The 19,231-nt window shown below is 70.8% G+C and carries 18 protein-coding genes and 2 tRNA genes; 13 read left to right on the top strand and 7 right to left on the bottom strand.

Annotated elements, in window-relative coordinates; translation table 11 throughout:
• The first annotated feature begins 63 nt into the window (after window positions 1–63).
• Entirely contained in the window at window positions 64–531 is a 468-nt protein-coding gene (speD, locus tag ACQ860_RS03120; protein ID WP_431301951.1) for an adenosylmethionine decarboxylase, read from the top strand.
• An 89-nt stretch (window positions 532–620) separates the two neighbouring features.
• On the top strand, window positions 621–1,484 hold the full coding sequence (gene speE / locus ACQ860_RS03115) for a polyamine aminopropyltransferase (protein WP_431301950.1): 864 nt from the start codon (window positions 621–623) through the stop codon (window positions 1,482–1,484).
• A gap of 260 nt (window positions 1,485–1,744) precedes the next feature.
• Here the strand turns inward: speE and ACQ860_RS03110 are convergent, their stop codons facing one another.
• Window positions 1,745–2,140, bottom strand: a complete 396-nt coding sequence (locus ACQ860_RS03110) for a carboxymuconolactone decarboxylase family protein (RefSeq protein WP_431301949.1) — start codon at window positions 2,138–2,140, stop codon at window positions 1,745–1,747.
• Window positions 2,141–2,190: 50 nt separating this feature from the next.
• Complete coding sequence (locus ACQ860_RS03105) at window positions 2,191–2,430, bottom strand: hypothetical protein (protein WP_431301948.1); 240 nt, start codon at window positions 2,428–2,430, stop codon at window positions 2,191–2,193.
• A 69-nt stretch (window positions 2,431–2,499) separates the two neighbouring features.
• On the opposite strand from ACQ860_RS03105, the gene uvrB reads away from it, so the two are divergent.
• Entirely contained in the window at window positions 2,500–4,695 is a 2,196-nt protein-coding gene (gene uvrB, locus ACQ860_RS03100; RefSeq protein WP_431301947.1) for an excinuclease ABC subunit UvrB, read from the top strand.
• 2 nt (window positions 4,696–4,697) lie between these two features.
• On the opposite strand, the gene ACQ860_RS03095 is transcribed toward uvrB, so the two are convergent.
• Entirely contained in the window at window positions 4,698–4,907 is a 210-nt protein-coding gene (locus tag ACQ860_RS03095) for a helix-turn-helix domain-containing protein (RefSeq protein WP_431301946.1), read from the bottom strand.
• A 227-nt stretch (window positions 4,908–5,134) separates the two neighbouring features.
• Between ACQ860_RS03095 and ACQ860_RS03090 the strand changes: the two genes are divergently transcribed.
• Window positions 5,135–5,917 carry a hypothetical protein gene (locus ACQ860_RS03090; RefSeq protein WP_431301945.1) on the top strand — a complete coding sequence of 261 codons (783 nt, stop codon included), beginning with the start codon at window positions 5,135–5,137 and terminating at the stop codon, window positions 5,915–5,917.
• 11 nt (window positions 5,918–5,928) lie between these two features.
• Here ACQ860_RS03090 and ACQ860_RS03085 read toward each other — a convergent pair whose 3' ends face one another.
• On the bottom strand, window positions 5,929–7,404 hold the full coding sequence (locus tag ACQ860_RS03085; RefSeq protein ID WP_431301944.1) for a phospholipase D family protein: 1,476 nt from the start codon (window positions 7,402–7,404) through the stop codon (window positions 5,929–5,931).
• An 89-nt stretch (window positions 7,405–7,493) separates the two neighbouring features.
• On the opposite strand from ACQ860_RS03085, the gene ACQ860_RS03080 reads away from it, so the two are divergent.
• The 5 genes from ACQ860_RS03080 to ACQ860_RS03060 all read left to right on the top strand — a co-directional run bounded on the left by ACQ860_RS03080 (window position 7,494) and on the right by ACQ860_RS03060 (window position 12,491).
• On the top strand, window positions 7,494–8,465 hold the full coding sequence (locus ACQ860_RS03080) for a Bug family tripartite tricarboxylate transporter substrate binding protein (protein ID WP_431301943.1): 972 nt from the start codon (window positions 7,494–7,496) through the stop codon (window positions 8,463–8,465).
• A 50-nt stretch (window positions 8,466–8,515) separates the two neighbouring features.
• The gene (locus tag ACQ860_RS03075) at window positions 8,516–9,376 is read left to right on the top strand and encodes an isocitrate lyase/PEP mutase family protein (RefSeq protein ID WP_431301942.1); all 861 of its coding nucleotides are present in this window, start codon (window positions 8,516–8,518) and stop codon (window positions 9,374–9,376) included.
• Window positions 9,373–10,785, top strand: coding sequence for a cardiolipin synthase (gene cls / locus ACQ860_RS03070; protein ID WP_431301941.1), 1,413 nt, complete (start codon window positions 9,373–9,375; stop codon window positions 10,783–10,785). Before ACQ860_RS03075 ends, cls begins: the two co-directional genes overlap by 4 nt.
• A 141-nt stretch (window positions 10,786–10,926) precedes the next feature.
• Window positions 10,927–11,514: a hypothetical protein gene (locus ACQ860_RS03065; protein WP_431301940.1), complete on the top strand. Its 588-nt coding sequence runs from the start codon at window positions 10,927–10,929 to the stop codon at window positions 11,512–11,514.
• The gene (locus ACQ860_RS03060; RefSeq protein WP_431301939.1) at window positions 11,511–12,491 is read left to right on the top strand and encodes a glycosyltransferase family 2 protein; all 981 of its coding nucleotides are present in this window, start codon (window positions 11,511–11,513) and stop codon (window positions 12,489–12,491) included. The genes ACQ860_RS03065 and ACQ860_RS03060 overlap by 4 nt, the downstream gene beginning before the upstream one ends.
• A gap of 130 nt (window positions 12,492–12,621) precedes the next feature.
• On the opposite strand, the gene ACQ860_RS03055 is transcribed toward ACQ860_RS03060, so the two are convergent.
• The 3 genes from ACQ860_RS03055 to ACQ860_RS03045 form a co-directional block, all read right to left on the bottom strand.
• Window positions 12,622–12,696, bottom strand: a tRNA-Asn gene (locus ACQ860_RS03055).
• 50 nt (window positions 12,697–12,746) lie between these two features.
• A complete protein-coding gene (locus ACQ860_RS03050) occupies window positions 12,747–13,307 on the bottom strand; it encodes a chlorite dismutase family protein (protein ID WP_431301938.1) in 561 nt (186 codons plus the stop codon).
• A gap of 64 nt (window positions 13,308–13,371) precedes the next feature.
• Window positions 13,372–13,445 (bottom strand) — tRNA-Cys (locus ACQ860_RS03045).
• A 122-nt stretch (window positions 13,446–13,567) separates the two neighbouring features.
• Between ACQ860_RS03045 and ACQ860_RS03040 the strand changes: the two genes are divergently transcribed.
• The 4 genes from ACQ860_RS03040 (at window position 13,568) to ACQ860_RS03025 (ending at window position 19,215) form a co-directional block, all read left to right on the top strand.
• Window positions 13,568–14,239, top strand: coding sequence for a protein-L-isoaspartate O-methyltransferase family protein (locus ACQ860_RS03040; protein ID WP_431301937.1), 672 nt, complete (start codon window positions 13,568–13,570; stop codon window positions 14,237–14,239).
• A gap of 135 nt (window positions 14,240–14,374) precedes the next feature.
• Window positions 14,375–15,805, top strand: a complete 1,431-nt coding sequence (locus ACQ860_RS03035) for a TolC family outer membrane protein (protein ID WP_431301936.1) — start codon at window positions 14,375–14,377, stop codon at window positions 15,803–15,805.
• A 3-nt stretch (window positions 15,806–15,808) separates the two neighbouring features.
• A complete protein-coding gene (locus ACQ860_RS03030) occupies window positions 15,809–16,423 on the top strand; it encodes a DUF2497 domain-containing protein (protein ID WP_431301935.1) in 615 nt (204 codons plus the stop codon).
• Window positions 16,424–16,518: 95 nt separating this feature from the next.
• The gene (locus ACQ860_RS03025; protein WP_431301934.1) at window positions 16,519–19,215 is read left to right on the top strand and encodes a valine--tRNA ligase; all 2,697 of its coding nucleotides are present in this window, start codon (window positions 16,519–16,521) and stop codon (window positions 19,213–19,215) included.
• Window positions 19,216–19,231: the final 16 nt, after the last annotated feature.

The raw sequence follows: 19,231 nt of genomic DNA, 5'->3' as shown, positions 1-19,231 counted from the left end.
CGACGGCCACTGGGGCCGCACAGCCGACAATTGGTCATCTGCTGGTGGGAAAGGGAACCCGACATGGACTCTCTCGTCCGACTGGGGATGGACTCGGATACGCTCCCGAGCAACGCCCAGAACACGACTCATGCCTCGGCCGGTTCGGTCAGTGAGACGAAGGACTATTTCGTCGAGCGCAACGGCGTCCGCTTCGCCGGCACGCACCTGATCATCGATCTCTGGGGTGCGACGAACCTCGACGATCCCGCCCATATTGATGCCGTGCTGCGCGAGGCCGCCATCGCCTCGGGTGCGACGATCCTGCATGGGCATTTCCACCACTTCTCGCCCAATGGCGGCGTGAGTGGCGTGCTGGTGCTGGCCGAGAGCCACGTCTCGATCCACACCTGGCCCGAGCGCGACTATGCGGCGTTGGACATCTTCGTCTGCGGCGATTGCGACCCCTACAAGGCCATCCCGCTGCTGAAGACCGGCTTCCTGCCGGAGCGTGTGCAGCTCGCCGAGCACAAGCGCGGCATGGTGGGCTGAACGCCCCCGAGCGATGCGATGAACGGGGCCGGGCGGCAACGTCCGGCCCTTCTTCTTGGATGGGCTTCCTGGCCTGAAGGATTCCGACGATGACCGATGTGTGGGTGAACGAGACACTCTATCCCGATTGGGGCCAGCGCTTCCTGGTGAAGCGGGAACTCGCGCGCGTGAAGAGCGAGTTCCAGGACATCATGCTTTTCGAGAGCACCTCGCATGGCCGCGTCATGGTGCTGGACGGCGTGATCCAGATCACGGAGCGCGACGAGTTCGTCTACCAGGAGATGCTGACCCATGTGCCGCTGCTGGCGCATGGTGATGCGAAGCGCGTGCTGATCATCGGCGCCGGCGATGGCGGCGTGCTGCGGCGCGTGCTGCAGCACCGGAACGTCGAGAAATGCGTGATGGTGGAGATCGACGGCGAGGTGATCCGCCTCTGCCAGGAGCACATGCCGGATGTGGCGGGCGATGCCTGGACCAACCCGCGCGGCCAGGTGATCGTGGGCGACGGCATTGATTACGTCCGCCAGGCCGAGGCCGGTTCCTTCGACGTGGTCATCGTGGACAGCACGGACCCGATCGGCGTGGGCGAGGTGCTCTTCACCGACGAGTTCTACCACAACGCCGCGCGCCTGCTCTCGGCCAACGGGTTGATCGTGAACCAGTGCGGCGTGCCCTTCATGCAGGCGGATGAGCTGCGCGAGACCTCGCTGCGCCGGGGCAAGTTCTTCCCCGACATCTCGGCCTATGTGGCGGCGGTGCCGACCTATGTGGGCGGCTTCATGACGCTCGGCTGGTCGGCCAAGACGCATGGCCTGCGCGATGTGCCGGTGGAAGAGATCCGCCGCCGGGCCGAGGCCGCGGGCATCCTGGGCACGACGCGCTACTGGACGCCCGAGATCCATGCGGGTTCGTTCAATCTGCCGCCCTATATCGCCGAGAACCTGCCGGGCTGAGGCCCGGCGCTCTTGCGGGGGTGATTCACGCCCCCGGCAAAATGGCCGGGGATGATCAACCCCGGGCCGTTCCGGCCGCCGCCGCGCCGCATGCGCGTGTTCGCGGCGATGCCCCCTCTCGCCACCGGATGGCGCGGCCCGCGGGCTGCCCCCTCCGGGAGTTCCCCAGGCTCACGCCTGGGGCGTCGCGACGGGGCGTCGCCTGGGGCTGTTCCCCGCTCACGTCATGCCCGGCGGCGGCCGGTTTCCAGGGCCCGGCGCTATAGCGCCCCCTGTTCCTTCAGCACCTGCTCGGCCATGCGCAGCGCATCAATCGAGGCCGGGAAGCCGCAATAGGCGACGGCATGGGTGAAGACCTCGCTGATCTCCTCCGCCGTGCAGCCATTGTTGAGCGCCGCCACCAGGTGGATGCGCAACTCATGCGGGTGGTTCAGCGCGCAGAGCATGGCGAGCGTGATCAGGCTGCGCTGCTTGCGGTCCAGCACCGGGCGCGTCCAGAGGGTGGCATAGGCCATTTCCTCGGAGAGGGCGCGGATGGCGGCGTTGAAGGGGGTGGTGCTGGCGTCCCGCGCCTCGGTGTAGGGCGCGCCCAGGATCTCGCGCATTTCCTGGCGCCCGCGCGCGCGGAGCGCCTTGTGGGCTTCGGTCTCGTCCATGCTGTTGGTCCTCCCTTGAGGAGGGGAGGCTAGGCCGGTTCAGCCAAGCTTCAAAACGGCTCGGCCGTGTCCCGGCGCAGCAGGCGCCGGAAGGCGCCCTGGGAGCGGTCCTGCCCGGTCACCTGGTCGGCCAGCGCATCCAGCCAGCCGGAGAACCAGGCCTTCCCCCAGTCGCCCGTCTGCGCCATCGGGTTCTCCAGCACCGAGGCGCCGGCGGCGAAGGCCTCGCGGCCGGCCGCATAGGCGTCGTCGCTCACGAAATCGTCGTTCGGGTCCACATCCTCGGGCATCGGGGCATCCTGTGATCTGGGGCCGCATATGGCATCGCAGGGGCGGGGGCGCCATCCTATATTGGGGCCATGAACGTGATCGCACCCGTGCTGTTCCAGCCGATCCGCCAGCCCATGCCGGCCGCCGGCAAGCCGCTGCGCGTCGTCAGCCCCTTCGAGCCCAACGGCGACCAGCCCCATGCGATCCGCGACCTCATCGCGGGCGTGGAGGGCGGCGAGCGGGACCAGGTGCTGCTGGGTGTGACCGGTTCGGGCAAGACCTTCACCATGGCCAAGGTGATCGAGGCGGTGCAGCGGCCCACCCTGATCCTGGCACCCAACAAGACGCTCGCGGCCCAGCTCTATGGCGAGATGAAGAGCTTCTTCCCGGAGAACGCCGTCGAATACTTCGTCAGCTATTACGACTACTACCAGCCCGAGGCCTATGTGCCGCGGACCGACACCTATATCGAGAAGGACAGCCAGATCAACGAACAGATCGACCGCATGCGCCACTCGGCCACGCAGGCCCTGCTGGAGCGGCGGGATGTGGTGATCGTGGCTTCCGTCTCCTGCATCTACGGCATCGGCTCGGTCGAGACCTATTCGAACATGGTGGTGAAGCTGGAGGTGGGCGGCTCCATCTCGCGCGAGGCGCTGCTGAAGGGCCTGGTCGAGCAGCAATATCGCCGCAACGACATGGCCTTCGCGCGGGGTTCCTTCCGTGTGCGCGGCGAGAGCCTGGATGTCTGGCCCGCGCATCTGGAGGACCGCGCCTGGCGGATCAGCCTGTTTGGCGACGAGATCGAGAACCTGCGCGAATTCGACCCGCTGACGGGCGAGATCACCGGCGAGTTCGAGCGCCTCAGCATCTACGCCAACAGCCACTACGTGACGCCGCGGCCCACCCTCACCCAGGCGATCGGCCGCATCAAGGCCGAGCTGAAGGAGCGCCTCGCGGAGCTGGAAAAGGAAGGCAAGCTGCTGGAGGCGCAGCGCCTGGATCAGCGCACCACCTTCGACATCGAGATGATGGAGACCACCGGCTCCTGCAAGGGGATCGAGAACTACTCGCGGTACCTCTCCGGCCGGAATCCGGGCGAGCCGCCGCCGACGCTCTTCGAATACCTGCCCGAGGGCGCGCTGCTGGTGGTGGATGAGAGCCACGTCACCGTGCCGCAGATCGGCGGCATGTATCGCGGAGACTATGCGCGCAAGATCATCCTCAGCGATTTCGGCTTCCGCCTGCCGAGCTGCACCGACAACCGCCCCCTCAAGTTCGAGGAATGGGACAGCTTCCGCCCGCAGACGGTCTTCGTCAGCGCGACACCCGGGCCCTGGGAGATGGAGCGCACCGCGGGCGTCTTCGCCGAACAGGTGATCCGCCCGACCGGCCTCGTGGACCCGGTCTGCGACATCCGGCCCGTCGAGAACCAGGTGGATGACCTGCTGGCCGAGGTGAAGGATTGCGCGGCGCGAGGTGCCCGCGTGCTGGTGACGGTGCTGACCAAGCGCATGGCCGAGCAGCTGACGGAATACCTCACCGAGATGGGGGTGCGCGTGCGCTACCTCCATTCCGACGTGGACACGCTGGAGCGCATCGAGATCATCCGCGACCTGCGACGCGGCGTCTTCGACGCGCTGATCGGCATCAACCTGCTGCGCGAAGGGCTGGACATCCCCGAATGCGGCCTCGTCGCCATCCTGGATGCGGACAAGGAGGGCTTCCTCCGCAGCACCACCTCGCTCATCCAGACCATCGGGCGTGCCGCGCGCAACGCGGAAGGCCGCGTCATCCTCTATGCCGACCGCATGACGGACAGCATGAAGCGCGCCCTGGAGGAGACGGAGCGGCGCCGCGCCAAGCAGATCGCCTGGAACACCGAGCACGGCATCACCCCCACTTCCATCCGGCGCGAGATCAGCGATGTGCTGAAGGATGTGAGCCAGGGCGACTACGTCACCGTCGAGGCCGTGGAGGGCGACGCCACCGCGCAATTCGTGGGGCGCGACCTGCGCGCCAGCATCGCGGAGCTCGAGAAGAAGATGCGGGCCGCGGCGGCGGACCTGGAGTTCGAGACGGCGGCCCGGCTGCGCGACGAGATCAAGCGGCTGGAGGCGCTGGATCTGGGCCTGCCCGCCACGGGCGCGCTGGCGCCGAACGAGGCCGGGCGCAGCCTGCGCGAAGCCGCGCCCAAGAAGGACTGGAAGCCGAAGCCCATGGGGCCGGGCGGCGGCGGCTATGATCCGAAGAAGGGCAGGGGCCGCAGCCGCAAGGGCCCTTAGCGCTACCCGCCCGCGGGCCGGGGCTTGGCCGCGCCGGTTTCGGGCTCCACGGCGCCGCGCGTCGCGTGCTGGTCGAGGAAGCGCTCGAAATCGCGCGGGATGATGCGGAACTCGCGCCCGACATCGATGGCGCGAAGATCCCCCTGCCTGATCCAGTGGCGGACCGTCGCCTCGCCCACCTGCGCGAGGTCGGCCACTTCACGCACGGTCATGAATTTCCGCGTCAGCATCTGATCCCTGCCTCACTGATCCCGGCGGTGTTGAAGATAGTTGAGCAGCGTCGAGCGCCTTTTGACGGAGATCAAGGCGGCTGAACCTCGTCTGCAGCAAGCTGCCGTCGTTGGGTGCTCGGGCTGCCAATGGTTGGCGGCGCCGCATCTGACGAGAGGGCGCGCCGGCGTGCAAGCCGGCCGACCCAGCCAGGGCCGGAGGAGCTTCCATGACCGTCACCACCATCGCCTGCCACATCGAACCAGGGGATGGCGCCGCGCTGGACGCGTCGTTCACGGCGCCCTTCGCCCTGGCCGAGGCCTGGGGCGCGCATGTGACGGCCCTGGTCTTCGCGACCGACGGGGAGGCGAGCCTCGCCGCCGAGCAGAAGGCGGCCGCCCAGCTGCGCGACACGGCCGAGCGCCGCGGCCTGGCCTGCGAGGTGCTGGACCGCAGCAGCTTCGCCTTCGGCGTCGGCGAGGTCTTCGCCGACCATCTCCGCGTCTCGGATCTCGGCGTCATCTCGGCCGGGATGGCGGGGGCGATGGGGACGCGAAACCTGCTGAACGCCGCCGCCTTCGACAGTGGCCGCCCGCTGCTGGTGGTGCCGCCGGACGCGCCGCTCAGCGGCCTTCCGACGCGCGTGGTGATCGCCTGGGACGCGACCCCGGCCGCCGTCCGGGCGGTGCATGGCGCGCTTCCCTTCCTCCGCCGCGCCGAAGAGACGATCATCGTCTCCGTGACGGAGGACAAGGAATTGCGGGCCGGCCAATCCGGCATCGCGCTGGCGCGGCTTCTGGCGCGGCACGACGTTGCCGCCCGTTTCAGCGCGGTCCCGCTCGGCCGTGGCGGCGTGGTGGCGGCCCTCGATGCCGCGGCGGGCGAAGCGGGGGCGGAGATGATCGTGATGGGCGCCGTTCGTCACGCGCCGCTGCGCGACATCGTCTTCGGCAGCGCGACACGGGATCTGCTCGACCGAGGGCCTCGGCGCGCGACGCTGGTCGCGGGCTGAATCCGGCCCGCCTACAACTGCTCCTCCACCGGCAGCCGGCGCACGATGCCCGCCAGCAGCCGCCGCCAAAGCCCCACGCCCGGTTCGCGCGGGGCAAGTGCCGGGCCGTCGCGCCAGACCAGCTCACCTGCCTCCAGCGCCACCTGCCAGCTCATCGCCGGTTCCGCGAGGCGCGCATGCTCCGCCGCGATGCCGGCCGCGATTCCCGCATCGCGCACGAAGCAGCCCATCTCGGTGTTCAACGCGGCCGAGCGTGGGTCGAGGTTGAAGGAACCGACGAAGCCGAGTGTCCCATCCACCGCGAAGGCCTTGGTGTGCAGCGCGGCACCCCGCGAGCCCAGCAGGCTTGGATTGGGCTCGCGCCACTCCGGCTTCAGCTCGAAGAGTGCGACGCCGAGCGCCAGCAGCGCGCGGCGGTACTTGGCATAGCCCCCATGCACCGCGACCACGTCCGTCGCCGCCAGCGAATTGGTGACGACCGAGACGCGCACGCCCCGGCGCCTGAGGTCGCCGATCAGCGCGAGGCCGGCGCGGCCCGGCACGAAATAGGGCGAGATCAGCAGCGCCTCGCGCTCGGCCTTGCGCAGCGCATCGGCGATCTCGGCCGCGATGCCGCCCGCCGCGCGGGCCGCCTTGCGGGCACGCAAGCCGCGCTTCGCCTTCTCCGGCGGGTCGGCCACCACCTGGATGGCATCGGCCGCCAGGAGCGCCAGCCCCGTGGCGAGGCGCGCCCGCAGCGGCGTGTCGGCGCTCAGCAGCAGCGCGTCGGCGGTGGGGCGATCATCCGCCTGGGCGAGCACGGCGCGCAGGGCGGGCAGGCCGCCCGCCCGCTCGGCCGTGGCGGAGGCGAGGCCGGCGGGGCGGGAGAGGGGGCTGTTCCAGTAGCGCTGGAACACGCGGCTCGCCTGGTGCGCGGCAGGGCCGGCCAGCAGCAGATCCAGGTCACGGAAGCGGAAGCTGCCGCGCGCGGCGAGGCCGAAATACGCATCGCCCAGGTTGCGCCCGCCGACAACGGCCATGCGGTCATCGGCGATCCAGGACTTGTTGTGCATGCGCCGGTTCAGGTGGCGCCCGCCAAAGGCCAGCTCCAGCAGGAAGCCCAGCCGGCCGAAGCGGCGCCAGCGCGTGCCGTTGAAGAGCCGCACCTCGATCGAGGGATGCGCGTCCAGCGCGGCCAGCGTGCGTTCGGGGCCGAGCGCATAGACGTCATCCAGCAGCAGCCGGACCATCACGCCACGATCGGCCGCCGCCAGCACCTCGCAGGCCAGCAGCTGGCCCGTCACGTCGCCGCGCCACATGTAGTATTGCAGGTCCAGGCTGCGGCCGGCGGCCCGCGCGCTGGCGGCGCGCAGCGCGAAGGCGGTGGCGGCATCGGGCAGCAGCGCCACGCCGCTGGTGGCGGGCGGCGCCGCGCCCAGCGCCTCGGCCACATCGCGCTCCAGCGCGGTCTCGGCGTGGCGGAGGGGGGCTAGGGGGAGCCTGGTCATCATCTCCTGGCCCGAACAAGGCCGGGCGGCTTGGGTTGCCCCTTCGGGCGGCCCGGGGGCAGCATGCCACGAACCAAGGGAGAGATGCCATGAAACGCCGAAACCTGCTCCAGGCCCTGCCGCTCGCGCTGGCGCCCGGCGCCGCCCTCGCGCAGTCCGACTGGCCGACGCGCGCCGTCACGATCATCGTGCCCTTCGCGCCCGGCTCCTCCTCCGACATCATCGCCCGCGCCATGGCGCAATCCATGCAGTCCGCCACCGGCCGCGCCGTGACGGTCGAGAACCGGCCGGGCGCGACGGGCGAGGTCGGCGCGCGGCAGGTGATCCGCTCGGCCCCCGATGGCTACACGCTGATGCATGCGCCGATCAGCACCTGGGCGATCAACGTCGCGCTGCGGCCCAACCTCGGCTACGACCCGCTGACGCAGCTCACCCGCATCATGCAGACGGTGCGCACGCCCAATGTGCTGGTGATCAACAGCGGTGCGCTGCCGGCCACCGACCTCTCGGGCGTGCTGGCCTGGCTGCGCGCGCCGGGGCGCAATGCCAGCTATTCGACCAGCGGCGCCGGCTCCTCCGATCACCTGACCATGGAGATGTTCCGCCAGGCGACGAACACCGACATCACGCATATCCCCTTCCAGGGCGGCGCACCGGCGACCACGGCGCTGCTGCAGGGGACGGTGCAGCTCTCCTTCCAGAATCTCGGCTCCATCATGCCGCATATCGCGGAGGGTCGGGTGCGCCCCATCCTCATCACCTCCGAGGCGCGCAGCCCGCTGCTGCCGCAGGTGCCGACGGCGGTGGAGCTGGGGCTGCCGGATTTCGTCGTCTATTCCTGGCAGGGTTTCGGCGGACCGCCGGCCATGGCCGAGGCGCTGGTGCAGCGCGTGCATGCGGTGGCGGAGGCCGGGCTGCGCGCGCCCGCGGTCGCCGCGCGCCTCAGCGAACTGGGCTTCGAGATCGTCGCCAGCAGCCCGGCGCAATTCGCGGTCTTCCAGGCCGGCGAGATCGCACGCTGGCAGCGCGTGGTGCGGGCGGGGCGCATCACGGTGGATTGAAGCGCGGGCAGGGCGGGCCTAGCCTTTCCCCAGCAATGCTGAGGAATGCCATGACCCCGCCTGAACGCCTGCGCTCGCTTCTCGCCCAACCGGGCTTCGTCACCATGCCCGCCGTCTGGGACGGGCTGAGCGCCAAGCTCGCCGCCGGGGCGGGCTACAGGACGGCCTTCCTCTCCGGCTCCTGCGTGGCGGCGAGCCGGCTGGGCGGGCCGGATCTCGACCTCATCTCCTTCGCCGAGATGTTCGACAGCTTCCACATGGTGCATGGCGCGGCCCCGGACACGCTGATCCTGGCCGATGGCGACCATGGCTATGGCAACCCGCTGAACGTGCAGCGCACCGTGCGCGCCTATGGCCGGGCGGGCGCGGCGGCGATCCTCATCGAGGACAAGATCACGCCGCGCCAGCTCACCTCCTCCGGCAAGCCCTGCCTGCCGCGCGAGGAGGCGCGGATGAAGATCCGCGCGGCCGTCCAGGCGGCGAAGGACAGCGGAATCCTGGTGCTGGCCCGCACCGATTGCCGCCCGACCCAGGGCATCGACGAGGCGGTGGCGCGCATCGAGATGTATGTGGAGGAGGGGGCCGACATCCTCTTCCTCGACAGCCCGGCCGATGATGATGAGTTCCGCCGCGCGGTCGCCGCCGCGCAGGGCCGCCCCTCCTTCGCCGTGCTCTCGCCCGGGCCGGGGCGCCGCATCCCGACGCGGCCCGAGGCGGAGGCGCTCGGCATCAAGATCGGCACCTATCCGACGGCCATGCTCTCGCCGGCCATCGCGGGGATGCAGGCGGGCCTGGCCGAACTGGTGGCCGGTGGCGCCGAGTCCGCCCTCGCGCTGACGCCGGCCGCGCTGCGGCAGACGCTGGGCTATCCCGACTACGACGTGCAGGGCAAACCCTTCCTCGTCGGATGATCATCGCCTTCCACCTGCTGGTACAGGCGCTGGTCATCACCCGCATCCTGCTGCGCCCGCACCGGGACCCGGCGTCGCGCATCTCCTGGATGGTGGTGGTGCTGGTGCTGCCGGTGCTGGGGCTGCTGGGCTACCTGCTGCTGGGCGAGACCAATATCGGCCGGCGCCGCGTGGCGCGCATGCAGAAGGTGCTGGCGAAGCTGCCGGCACCCGCCAGCATGGGCACGCCCGCCGCCGTGCCCGAGCGGCTGGAGGGCCTGTTCCGCGTGGGCCAGTCCATCGGCGGCTATCCGGCGGTGGGCGGCAACACGGCCCGGCTCTCCGGGAATTCGGACGCGACCATCGGCATGCTCGTCGCCGACATCGAGGCGGCGCGCGAGCATGTCCATCTGCTCTTCTACATCTGGCTGCCCGACCACAACGGCACCCGCGTGGCCGAGGCGGTGGCGCGTGCCGCCCGGCGCGGCGTGACCTGCCGGGTGCTGGTGGATGACATCGGCTCCCGCGCGCTTATCAAGAGCCCGCTCTGGCGGATGATGGGCGAGGCCGGCGTGCGCCAGGCCCGCGCGCTGCCGGTGGGGCTTCCGGTGCTGGGCGCGCTGCATGGGCGGCTTGACCTGCGCAACCACCGCAAGATCACGGTGATCGACCACGCCATCACCTGGTGCGGCAGCCAGAACTGCGCCGATGCCGCCTTCCTGCCCAAGGCGAAATTCGCCCCCTGGGTGGATGTGGTGATGCGCTTCGAGGGACCCGTCGCGCGGCAGAACCAGCACCTCTTCGTCACGGACTGGATGGCCTGGGCCGAGGAGGATCTGAGCGAGCTGCTCTGGGCGCCGATGCCCGAGCCGCGCGCGGGCGGCTTCGTGGCGCAGGTCGTCGCCTCCGGCCCCACGATGCGGCATTCGGCCATGCCCGAGATGTTCCAGAGCCTGATCTACGCCGCCCGGCGGGAACTGGTGATCACGACACCCTATTACGTGCCCGACCCCTCCCTGCAGGATGCCCTGCGCGCCGCCGGCAACCGGGGCGTGCGGACGACGATCGTCTTTCCCGCGCGCAACGACAATTGGGCGGTCGCCGCCACCTGCCGCAGCTACTACGCCGAGTTGCTGGCCGCCGGTGTGCATATCCGCGAATACGAGGGCGGCCTGCTGCACAGCAAGACGCTGACGATGGATGGCGAGGTGACGCTGATCGGCTCGGCCAACATGGACCGGCGCAGCTTCGACCTGAACTACGAGAACAACATCCTGCTGCAGGACGAAGGCGCGACCGCGCTGGTCCGCGCGCAGCAGGCGGAATACCTGGCGCGCTCGCGCACGGTGAGCCTGGCCGAGGTGGAGGCCTGGCCTCTGTACCGCCAGCTCTGGAACAATTTCGCGGCGGTGCTGAGCCCGATCCTCTGAGTCTGATCGTCTTTGGCGGCTTCGCCAAAGGCGTGGATCAGCCTCACGGCAGGGCGCCACTCGCCGGTTGCGAGGCAGGCTGCGAGCGCCGCCTTGGCATGGGCCTTGCGGAGACCCGGGCACCCGCCCTGGAGCCCGCCCATGCCCTTCGATCCCGTCCCCGCAGCGCAGATGGCCCCCGAGGCCCCGGTCCGGCCGCTCAACCTGCTCTACGTGCTCTCCTCCTTCCCGGTGCTGTCCGAGACCTTCGTGAGCAACGAGATCCGCGCCATGCGCGCGCTGGGCCACAAGGTCGTGCCGCTCACCATCCGCGACCACCACGGCCCCTGCCAGCCGGAGGATGAGGCGCTGAAGCCCGGCATCCAGCGGCTGGAGGATCTGCCGCGCGTGCTGGCGATGCTGCGGGCCCTGGCCGGGCCGAGGCGCCTCCGCGCCGCGCTGGATTTCATTCGCGCGCAGCAGGGCCTGCCCGGCCCTTCGCTGCTGGGCTTCGGCCGCGCCCGCGACTGCCCGGAGAAGGGTGTCGTCGGCCGCCCGGCCGTGCGGCGCTATCCCTGGCTGCATGACGCGACGGCCGCCGGCCTCTGGGCGCGGCTGGAATGGCAGGAGGTGGCGCGCCTGGCGCGGCAGGGCCGGCGCTTCGCGGCGCGGCGGCTCGCGCGCGTGATCCCGGGCGCGGAGCGGCCTGGATCAGGCGCCGCGCGCCCTGCCAAGGAGGCGCATTCGTGAGCGCGCCCCGGCTTTCCGTCATCATCCCCACGCGCAACTGCCTGGAATGGCTGCCGCGCGCCATGGCGAGCGCGCTGGCCGTGCCCGTGGACGGCCTCGAGGTCATCATCGTGGATGACGGCTCGACCGATGGCACGGCCGCCTTCCTCGCCACGGCGGAGGCGAACGGCCTGCCCATCCGCGTGCTGCGCCGCACGGGCGGCGAGGGGGCCGCGGCGGCGCGCAATGCGGGTCTCGCCGTGGCGCGCGCGCCGGTGGTGGGTTTCCTCGACGCGGACGACATCTGGCAGCCCGACCGCATCGCCGAGCGACTCGCCTGGCATAAGGCGCATCCCGAGACGGCGCTGAGCTTCGGCGAATACGAGACGCTCTACGCCGACAACCGGCGCGAGCCGCGGCTGATCGGCTACATGCCGCGCTTCGCCGCCGCCGTGGCGCCGCCGGACGAGCCCTGGACCGGCGACATCGGCTGGCTCGGCGCGGGTGGCGCCGGGCTGGTCTATGGCGAGAATCCGGTCTGCACCTCGGTCGTGCTCGCCTCGCGCGCGGCGGTGGAGGCGGTGGGTGCTTTCGATGTCTCGCTCGGCCAGGCGGAGGATTGGGACCTCTGGATCCGCCTCGCGCTGCATGGGCCGGTCGCCTATGCGCCGCGCCCGCAGGGGCTGCACATGCATCGCGCCGATTCGCTGAGCAGCGAGGTGCGGGCGGGCTGCCTCGCCGTCGCGACGGTGCTGGACCGCTATGCGGGGGCCATCCGCGCGCGGGATGCGGGCGCCTGGCGCTGCGGCCGGGCCTTCGTGGCCGAGGCGCGGGCGGAGCTGGCGGAGGAGGAGGGGCGCCGCTTGGCGCATCTGGGTTGGCAGGCCAGGGCCTGGTTCTGGCAGCCGAGCCGGCGGCGCTGGCGCTCCTGCCTGCGGGCCGCCGTGCATGCGGTGGTGCCGAGGGGCGCGGTGCGGCTGGTGGCGCGGGCGGCCTGAGGGCGGTTCGGGCCGGTCACGACGAGCATCGTGGATGCGGCGCTCCAGGGGCGGCCCCCGTGCGCCAGTTGCGACCGCAGCGCTGGCGATCAGGGCGATCGCAGAGGGGCGGGGAGGACTGTGTCGGGGATGGCTCCGGCGGTAGGATTCGAACCTACGACCAACGGATTAACAGTCCGCTGCGCTACCGCTGCGCCACGCCGGATCACCATGAGCGGGGAACTAGCAGGGGTGGTGCGGGAGCGCAACCACCCCTCAGCCGGCTTCTCGCACAAGACGGATTTCCACCTCGCGCTCCACGAAATCCCATTCGCGTTGCGCGCGCAGCCGCGCCAGCATCTCGTCGAAGGCGGCCTCGTGCTCCGGCGCGTATTCGAACCAGGTGAGGAAGTCGAAAGGCTCGCCCAGTTCGCGGCTGTGATGCAGGCGCCGCGCGATGGCGGGGAGGTAGTCCATGCCGATGGCGATATGGCGCGATTCCGCCTCCAGGATGGCGCGCCGCTCATCCTGCGCCAGCGCCCACCAGGGCTCGCTCTTGCGGATGGGGATCAGCGCGGCGCGGCGCGCCTGGGGGCGGGAGAGCCCCTGCTGCCGCGCGGCGAGCGAATCGGCTTCGGCGCGCTCGGTGTAGCGCAGGTTCCCGGTGCTCCCGCTCAGGGTCCAGGCGATGGCGCCCGCGCGCGGGCTGGCGGCGCCCTCCTGCACGGCGATGCGCGCCACCGCCGGCAGGGGATCGCCCGCCAGCGCGCGCAGACTGTTGACGCGCCAGGGGCCGGCTTCGCCGCCATGGAAGCGGACCATCAGGGGAGGGGGCATGGCGGGCTCCGGCGCATCGGGCCAGCAACCATGCCGGAAACATGCTGTTGCAGGAAAGGGCGCTTGGAGGTCCGAGGCGGAATTGAACCGCCGTAGCAGGTTTTGCAGACCTGTGCCTGACCACTCGGCCATCGGACCCCAAGGCCCCGCTGTATCGGCCGGGCGCGCCGCCGGGTCAAGGCGGGGAATGCCGCGCCCGCGCGCTTTCCGCCGCAGGCCGCCCGTCCTATAACGGCGCCAAGGCCGGCCAGGAGATGAGAATGCTCGCTTTGGATGTGGATTTCGCCCGGGCACGCCGCTTCATGCGCGACGGGCAGCTGACCCCCAACGGCGTGACCGACCCCCTGCTGCTCCAGGCGATGGACGAGCTGCCGCGGGAGAATTTCGTCCCCGAGGCACTGCGCGAGCGCGCCTATGCCGATGCCCAGGTGCCGCTGTCCGGCGGGCGGGCCATGCTCTCGCCCATGGCGCTGGCGCGCCTGCTGCAGATGGCGCTGCCCCAGCCGGGCGAGCGCGCCCTGGTCCTCGCCGCCGGCACGGGCTACGGCGCGGCGGTGCTGGCGCGGATGGGCCTGCAGGTGACGGCGATCGAGAGCGACCCGGCCCTCGCCGCCGCCGCGCGCCACGCGCTGGACTTCTCACTCACCGAGAATCGGCCGGTGGTCCAGCAGGGCGACCCACGCCTCGGCGCGCCGGCTGGCGCGCCCTTCCGGCTGATCCTGATCGAAGGCATGGTCGAGGAGGTGCCGAGCGCGCTCTTGTCCCAGCTGGGCGAGGGTGGCCGGCTGGTCACGGTGCGGCGCGAGGGCGGGCCCGTGGGCCGCGGCATCCTGTTGCGTCGCGCCGGCGGCGCGGTCAGCGAGGTCGCGGGCCTGGACGCCGCCGCGCCCTTGCTCGCCGAGTTCGCCGCCGCCCCGGGCTTTGTTCTGTGACGAATATCATTTTTTGACAGGTTTCATTTTGTGACGAGGCCCCAAAGGCGGCGCGCGGCCCTTGGCGCGACGCGGCAGGGGTAGGCTATACTCCGCCGGGAAGCTTGAAGGGGACATGGACCGATGCATCAGGGGATGAAGGCGACACTCCTCGCGGCCGCGGCCGTCATGGCGGTCACGGTCGGCAGCGGCGCGCAGGCCCAGACGCTGAAGGAGGCCCTCGCCATTGCCTACAACAACAACCCGACACTGCTCGCCGCCCGCGCCCAGCTGCGCGGCGTGGATGAGGGCGTGCCCCAGGCACTCGCCGGCTGGCGTCCCACGGTGGTGATGGCGGGCAGCTATGGCGCGGCCGATGTCCGCACGCGCAGCCAGGTGCAGCAATTCCGCAACGACGGCAGCTTCTTCTTCCGCGACCCCGCCTTCCCGCAATCCACCACCATCCGGCAGGAGCGGGCACCCGCCACCGCGACCGTCACGCTGACCCAGCCGATCTATCGCGGCGGCCGCACCACGGCGCAGACCCGCCAGGCCGAGAACCTCGTCCTCGCGCAGCGCGCCCGCCTGATCGCGACCGAACAGCAGGTGCTGGGCGACGCCGTTTCGGCCTATATCAGCGTCATCCAGAATGGCGAGCTGCTGCGGCTCAACATCAACAACGAGCAGGTGCTGGCCCGCCAGCTGCAGGCGACGAACGAGCGCTTCCGCGTGGGTGAGATCACCCGCACCGACGTGGCGCAGGCGGAAAGCCGCCTGGCCGGCGCCCGCACCGCCCGGGTCCAGGCCGAGGGCAATCTGCAGATCGCGCGCTCCGTCTATGCGCGCGTGATCGGGGAGGAGCCGCGCCGGCTGACCAACCCGCAGCCGCTGCAACTCCCGGTCCGCAGCCAGGCCGAGGCGCAGTCCATGGCGGTCTCCAGCAACCCGAGCGTGGTCGCCGCCCTCTTCAACGCCGCCGCCGCGCGCGACAATATCGACGTCCAGGCCTCGGCGCTCATGCCGCAGCTTTCGGGCAATGCCCAGGCCTTCCGCAACGACAACGTAAACCTGCCGCACACGCGCCAGAATGGCGGGCAGGTGACGCTGAACCTCTCGGCGCCGATCTACCAGGGCGGCGCGGAATACTCCGCCGTCCGCCAGGCGCGGCAGGTGGCGCAGCAGAACCTGGCCCAGGTCGACGAGTCGCGCCGTGCGGCCGCCGAGGCCGCGGCCCGTGCCTGGGAAACGCTGACCAGCGCCCGTGCCGCCGTGACCAGCGTGCGCGTGCAGATCCGCGCGCAGGAGATTGCGCTGGACGGCGTGCAGCGCGAGGCCATCGTGGGCAGCCGCACCACGCTCGACGTGCTGAACGCCGAGCAGGAACTGCTGAACGCGCGCACCAGCCTGGTGAACGCGCTGGCGCAGGTCGTCACCGGCTCCTACGCGCTGGCGGGTTCGGTCGGGCGGCTCACCGCGCAGGATCTCGGCCTCAATGTCGAGTTCTATGACATGGCCGCCTATTATCAGGCGGTGCGCAACCGCTGGGCCGGCCTGGGCGACTATTCCAACGTCTCCGCACGGCGCTGAACCGTGTCCGGCCAGACCCCGCCCGGCGGTGCCGACCCCTCGATGGATGACATCCTGGCCTCCATCCGGAAGATCCTGAACGAGGAGGAGCCGGCCCCGCCGCCGGCCGCGCCGGCCGCGGAGGCCATCCAGCTGACGCCGGAGATGATGATCGCGCCGCCGGAGAAACTCGCGGGGCCGCCCGAGCCGCCCCCCGCGCCCCAACCGCCGCCGCCCGAGCCGCCGCCGCCCCCGCGCGCCGTCGAGCCGCCTCCGCCGCCGCCGCTCGTCCCACCACCGCTGGTGGCCGCACCGGCCGTCGCGCCAACGCCCACGCGGGTGCCCACGAACATCATGCAACCTCTCCATCCCAGCCCGGCGCCCGAGCCTTCGGCCACCGCCCCCAATCTGCTCGACCCGCTGGCCGCCGCGGCGGCGGCCGCGGCGCTCGGCCAGCTCAGCCGCGCCGTCTCGCAGGAGCGCAGCGCCAGCGTGAGCCGGGGCGGGCCGACCATCGAGGATGTGGTGCGCGAGGAATTGCGGCCGCTGCTGAAGGCCTGGCTCGACGCGCATCTGCCGGCGACGGTGGAGCGCCTGGTCCGCGCCGAGATCGAGCGCGTCATGGCCCGGCAGGGGTAGGCTGCTCCGCGGGGAGAGCATGCCGCTGCGCGGCGGGGGGCTGATCAGCGTCAGCGGGGCTTGACGCGCCGCCCCGCGCGTTGGACCAGTCCGGCATGCTCGACAAGGCCTTCGACCCCGCCTCCCTGGAAGCGCGGCTTTATGCCGCTTCCGAAGCCTCCGGCGCGTTCAGCGCGGACCCCGCGCGCAATGCCGCGCCCTTCACCATCGTCATACCGCCGCCCAATGTCACGGGCAGCCTGCATATCGGCCACGCGCTGAACAACACGCTGCAGGATGTGCTGGTGCGCTACCGCCGCATGCAGGGGCGCGACGCGCTCTGGATGCCGGGCACCGACCATGCCGGCATCGCGACGCAGATGGTGGTGGAACGGCTGATCGGCGGCCAGGGCCTGACGCGCAAGGGCATGGGGCGCGAGGCCTTCCTGCAGCGCATCTGGGACTGGAAGGCCGAGAGCGGGGGCACCATCACCCGCCAGCTCCGCCGCCTGGGCGCTTCGCTCGACTGGCCCCGTGAGCGCTTCACCATGGATGAGGGCCTTTCCAAGGCGGTCATCGAGGTGTTTGTCCGGCTGCACCAGGAAGGGCTGATCTACCGCGACACGCGCCTGGTGAACTGGGACCCGGTGTTCCAGACCGCGATCTCGGACCTCGAGGTCGAGAGCCGCGAGGTGAAGGGCCATATCTGGACGCTGCGCTACCCGGTGGAGGGCATGCCCGGCCGCTTCATCGAGGTGGCGACGACGCGGCCCGAGACCATGCTGGGCGATACGGCGATTGCGGTTCACCCCGAGGATGAGCGGTTCAAGGACCTCGTCGGCCAGCGCGCCATCCTGCCGCTGACTGGCCGCCTGATCCCGATCGTCGCCGATGACTACAGCGACCCGGAGAAGGGCACGGGGGCCGTGAAGATCACCCCCGCGCATGACTTCAACGATTATGGGGTGGGCCGCCGGCATGAGCTGCCCATGCCCTCCGTGCTGGATGCCGAGGCGCGGATCTGGCTGGACGAGATCGCGGCCGATCTGCGTGAAGTGCCCGGCGTGGCCGACCCGGAATTCGTGCGCGGCCTTGCGGGGCAGGACCGCTTCGTGGCGCGCAAGGCCATCCTGGCGGAGCTGGAGCGCCTGGAACTTCTGGTGAAGGCCGAGCCGCACACCAACATGGTCCCGCATGGCGACCGCTCGGGCGTGCCGATCGAGCCGCGGCTGACGCTGCAATGGTATTGCGACGCGGCGACGCTGGCCAAGCCCGCGATCGAGGCCGTCGAGACCGGCAAGACCGAGTTCGTGCCCAAGCAGTGGGAGAACACCTTCTTCGCCTGGATGCGCGACATCCAGCCCTGGTGCATCTCCCGCCAGCTCTGGTGGGGGCATCGCATCCCCGCCTGGTACGGCCCCGAGGGCAGCGTCTTCGTGGCGCGGGACGAGGCGGGCGCGCAGGCGGCGGCGCGGGCGCAATTCGGGCGCGACGTGGAACTGACGCGCGACGAGGATGTGCTGGACACCTGGTTCAGCTCGGCGCTCTGGCCCTTCTCCACGCTGGGCTGGCCGGAGAGCACGGCGGAGCTGAAGAAGCACTACCCGACCGACGTGCTGGTGACGGGCTTCGACATCATCTTCTTCTGGGTCGCCCGGATGATGATGATGGGGATCCACTTCATGGGCGAGGTCCCCTTCAAGCATGTGGTCATCCATGGCCTGGTGCGCGACGAGAAGGGGGCCAAGATGAGCAAGTCGAAGGGCAATGTCCTCGACCCGCTCGAGCTCATCGACGCGCATGGCGCGGATGCGGTGCGCTTCACGCTCTGCGCGCTGGCCTCGCCGGGGCGGGACATCAAGCTCTCCAAGCAGCGGATGGAGGGCTACCGCGCCTTCGCCACCAAGCTGTGGAACGCGGCGCGCTTCTGCGAGATGAACGGCATCGCGGCGCGGCCGGGTTGGCATCCCGCCACAGCCGCCACGCCGCTGGCGCGCTGGATCCTGGACGGCGCGAATCAGGCGGCGGCCGAGGCTGGGGCGGCGCTCGATGCCTTCCGCTTCGATGACTACGCGGCGGCGCTCTACCGCTTCACCTGGAACAGCTTCTGCGACTGGTTTCTTGAGTTTGCCAAGCCGGTCCTGAACGGGCCGGATGGTGCCGAGAAGGAGGAGGTGAAGGGTGCCGCGCAGCATGTGCTGGGCGTGATCCTGCGCCTGCTGCACCCCGTCATGCCCTTCGTGACGGAGGAGCTCTGGACGCAGTTGGGTTACGGCGGCACGGCGAGCCTGATCAAGGCGCCCTGGCCGCAAGCCAGTGCGGTGCAGGGCGCGGAGGCCGCGCGGGCGGAGCTGGATGGCATCGTGCGCCTCATCTCCGAGGTGCGCGCCGTGCGCTCCGAGGTGAATGTGCCGCCTTCGGTGAAGACGAAGCTGCTGGTGCAGGGTGCGTCGCCCGAGACGATGGCGCGCGCGCAATCCTGGCTGGAGGCGATCCAGCGCCTGGCGCGTGTGACCGAGATCGAAACACTGGAAGGCGCGCCGCCCGCCGGCGTGGCCCAGGTGGTGGTGGGCGAGGCGACGCTGATGCTGCCGCTCGCCGATGTCATCGACCTCGGCGCCGAACGCGCCCGCCTGACCAAGGCCCGCACCGCCGCCGCCGCCGAGATCGGCAAGATCGAGAAGAAATTCGCCAATGCCGAGTTCATGGCCAAGGCGAAGGAAGAGGTGATCGAGGAAAACCGCGAGCGCCTCGAGAATTTCACGGCCGAGATCGCCCGTCTGGACGCGGCGCTGGCCCGCATCGCAAACTGAGTTGAGACACCGAGGA

Source organism: Sediminicoccus sp. BL-A-41-H5, from assembly GCF_050632405.1.
Taxonomy (GTDB): Bacteria; Pseudomonadota; Alphaproteobacteria; order Acetobacterales; family Acetobacteraceae; genus Roseococcus.
The sequence above is the reverse complement of the archived record's forward strand: the minus strand, read 5'-3'. Positions and strand labels throughout refer to the sequence as shown.

Coding starts and splice junctions, on each gene's coding strand:
- speD (WP_431301951.1), top strand. CDS start 64: ATGGACTCTCTCGTCCGACTGGGGATGGACTCGGATACGCTCCCGAGC.
- speE (WP_431301950.1), top strand. CDS start 621: ATGACCGATGTGTGGGTGAACGAGACACTCTATCCCGATTGGGGCCAG.
- ACQ860_RS03110 (WP_431301949.1), bottom strand. CDS start 2,140: ATGGACGAGACCGAAGCCCACAAGGCGCTCCGCGCGCGCGGGCGCCAG.
- ACQ860_RS03105 (WP_431301948.1), bottom strand. CDS start 2,430: ATGCCCGAGGATGTGGACCCGAACGACGATTTCGTGAGCGACGACGCC.
- uvrB (WP_431301947.1), top strand. CDS start 2,500: ATGAACGTGATCGCACCCGTGCTGTTCCAGCCGATCCGCCAGCCCATG.
- ACQ860_RS03095 (WP_431301946.1), bottom strand. CDS start 4,907: ATGACCGTGCGTGAAGTGGCCGACCTCGCGCAGGTGGGCGAGGCGACG.
- ACQ860_RS03090 (WP_431301945.1), top strand. CDS start 5,135: ATGACCGTCACCACCATCGCCTGCCACATCGAACCAGGGGATGGCGCC.
- ACQ860_RS03085 (WP_431301944.1), bottom strand. CDS start 7,404: ATGACCAGGCTCCCCCTAGCCCCCCTCCGCCACGCCGAGACCGCGCTG.
- ACQ860_RS03080 (WP_431301943.1), top strand. CDS start 7,494: ATGAAACGCCGAAACCTGCTCCAGGCCCTGCCGCTCGCGCTGGCGCCC.
- ACQ860_RS03075 (WP_431301942.1), top strand. CDS start 8,516: ATGACCCCGCCTGAACGCCTGCGCTCGCTTCTCGCCCAACCGGGCTTC.
- cls (WP_431301941.1), top strand. CDS start 9,373: ATGATCATCGCCTTCCACCTGCTGGTACAGGCGCTGGTCATCACCCGC.
- ACQ860_RS03065 (WP_431301940.1), top strand. CDS start 10,927: ATGCCCTTCGATCCCGTCCCCGCAGCGCAGATGGCCCCCGAGGCCCCG.
- ACQ860_RS03050 (WP_431301938.1), bottom strand. CDS start 13,307: ATGCCCCCTCCCCTGATGGTCCGCTTCCATGGCGGCGAAGCCGGCCCC.
- ACQ860_RS03040 (WP_431301937.1), top strand. CDS start 13,568: ATGCTCGCTTTGGATGTGGATTTCGCCCGGGCACGCCGCTTCATGCGC.
- ACQ860_RS03035 (WP_431301936.1), top strand. CDS start 14,375: ATGAAGGCGACACTCCTCGCGGCCGCGGCCGTCATGGCGGTCACGGTC.
- ACQ860_RS03025 (WP_431301934.1), top strand. CDS start 16,519: ATGCTCGACAAGGCCTTCGACCCCGCCTCCCTGGAAGCGCGGCTTTAT.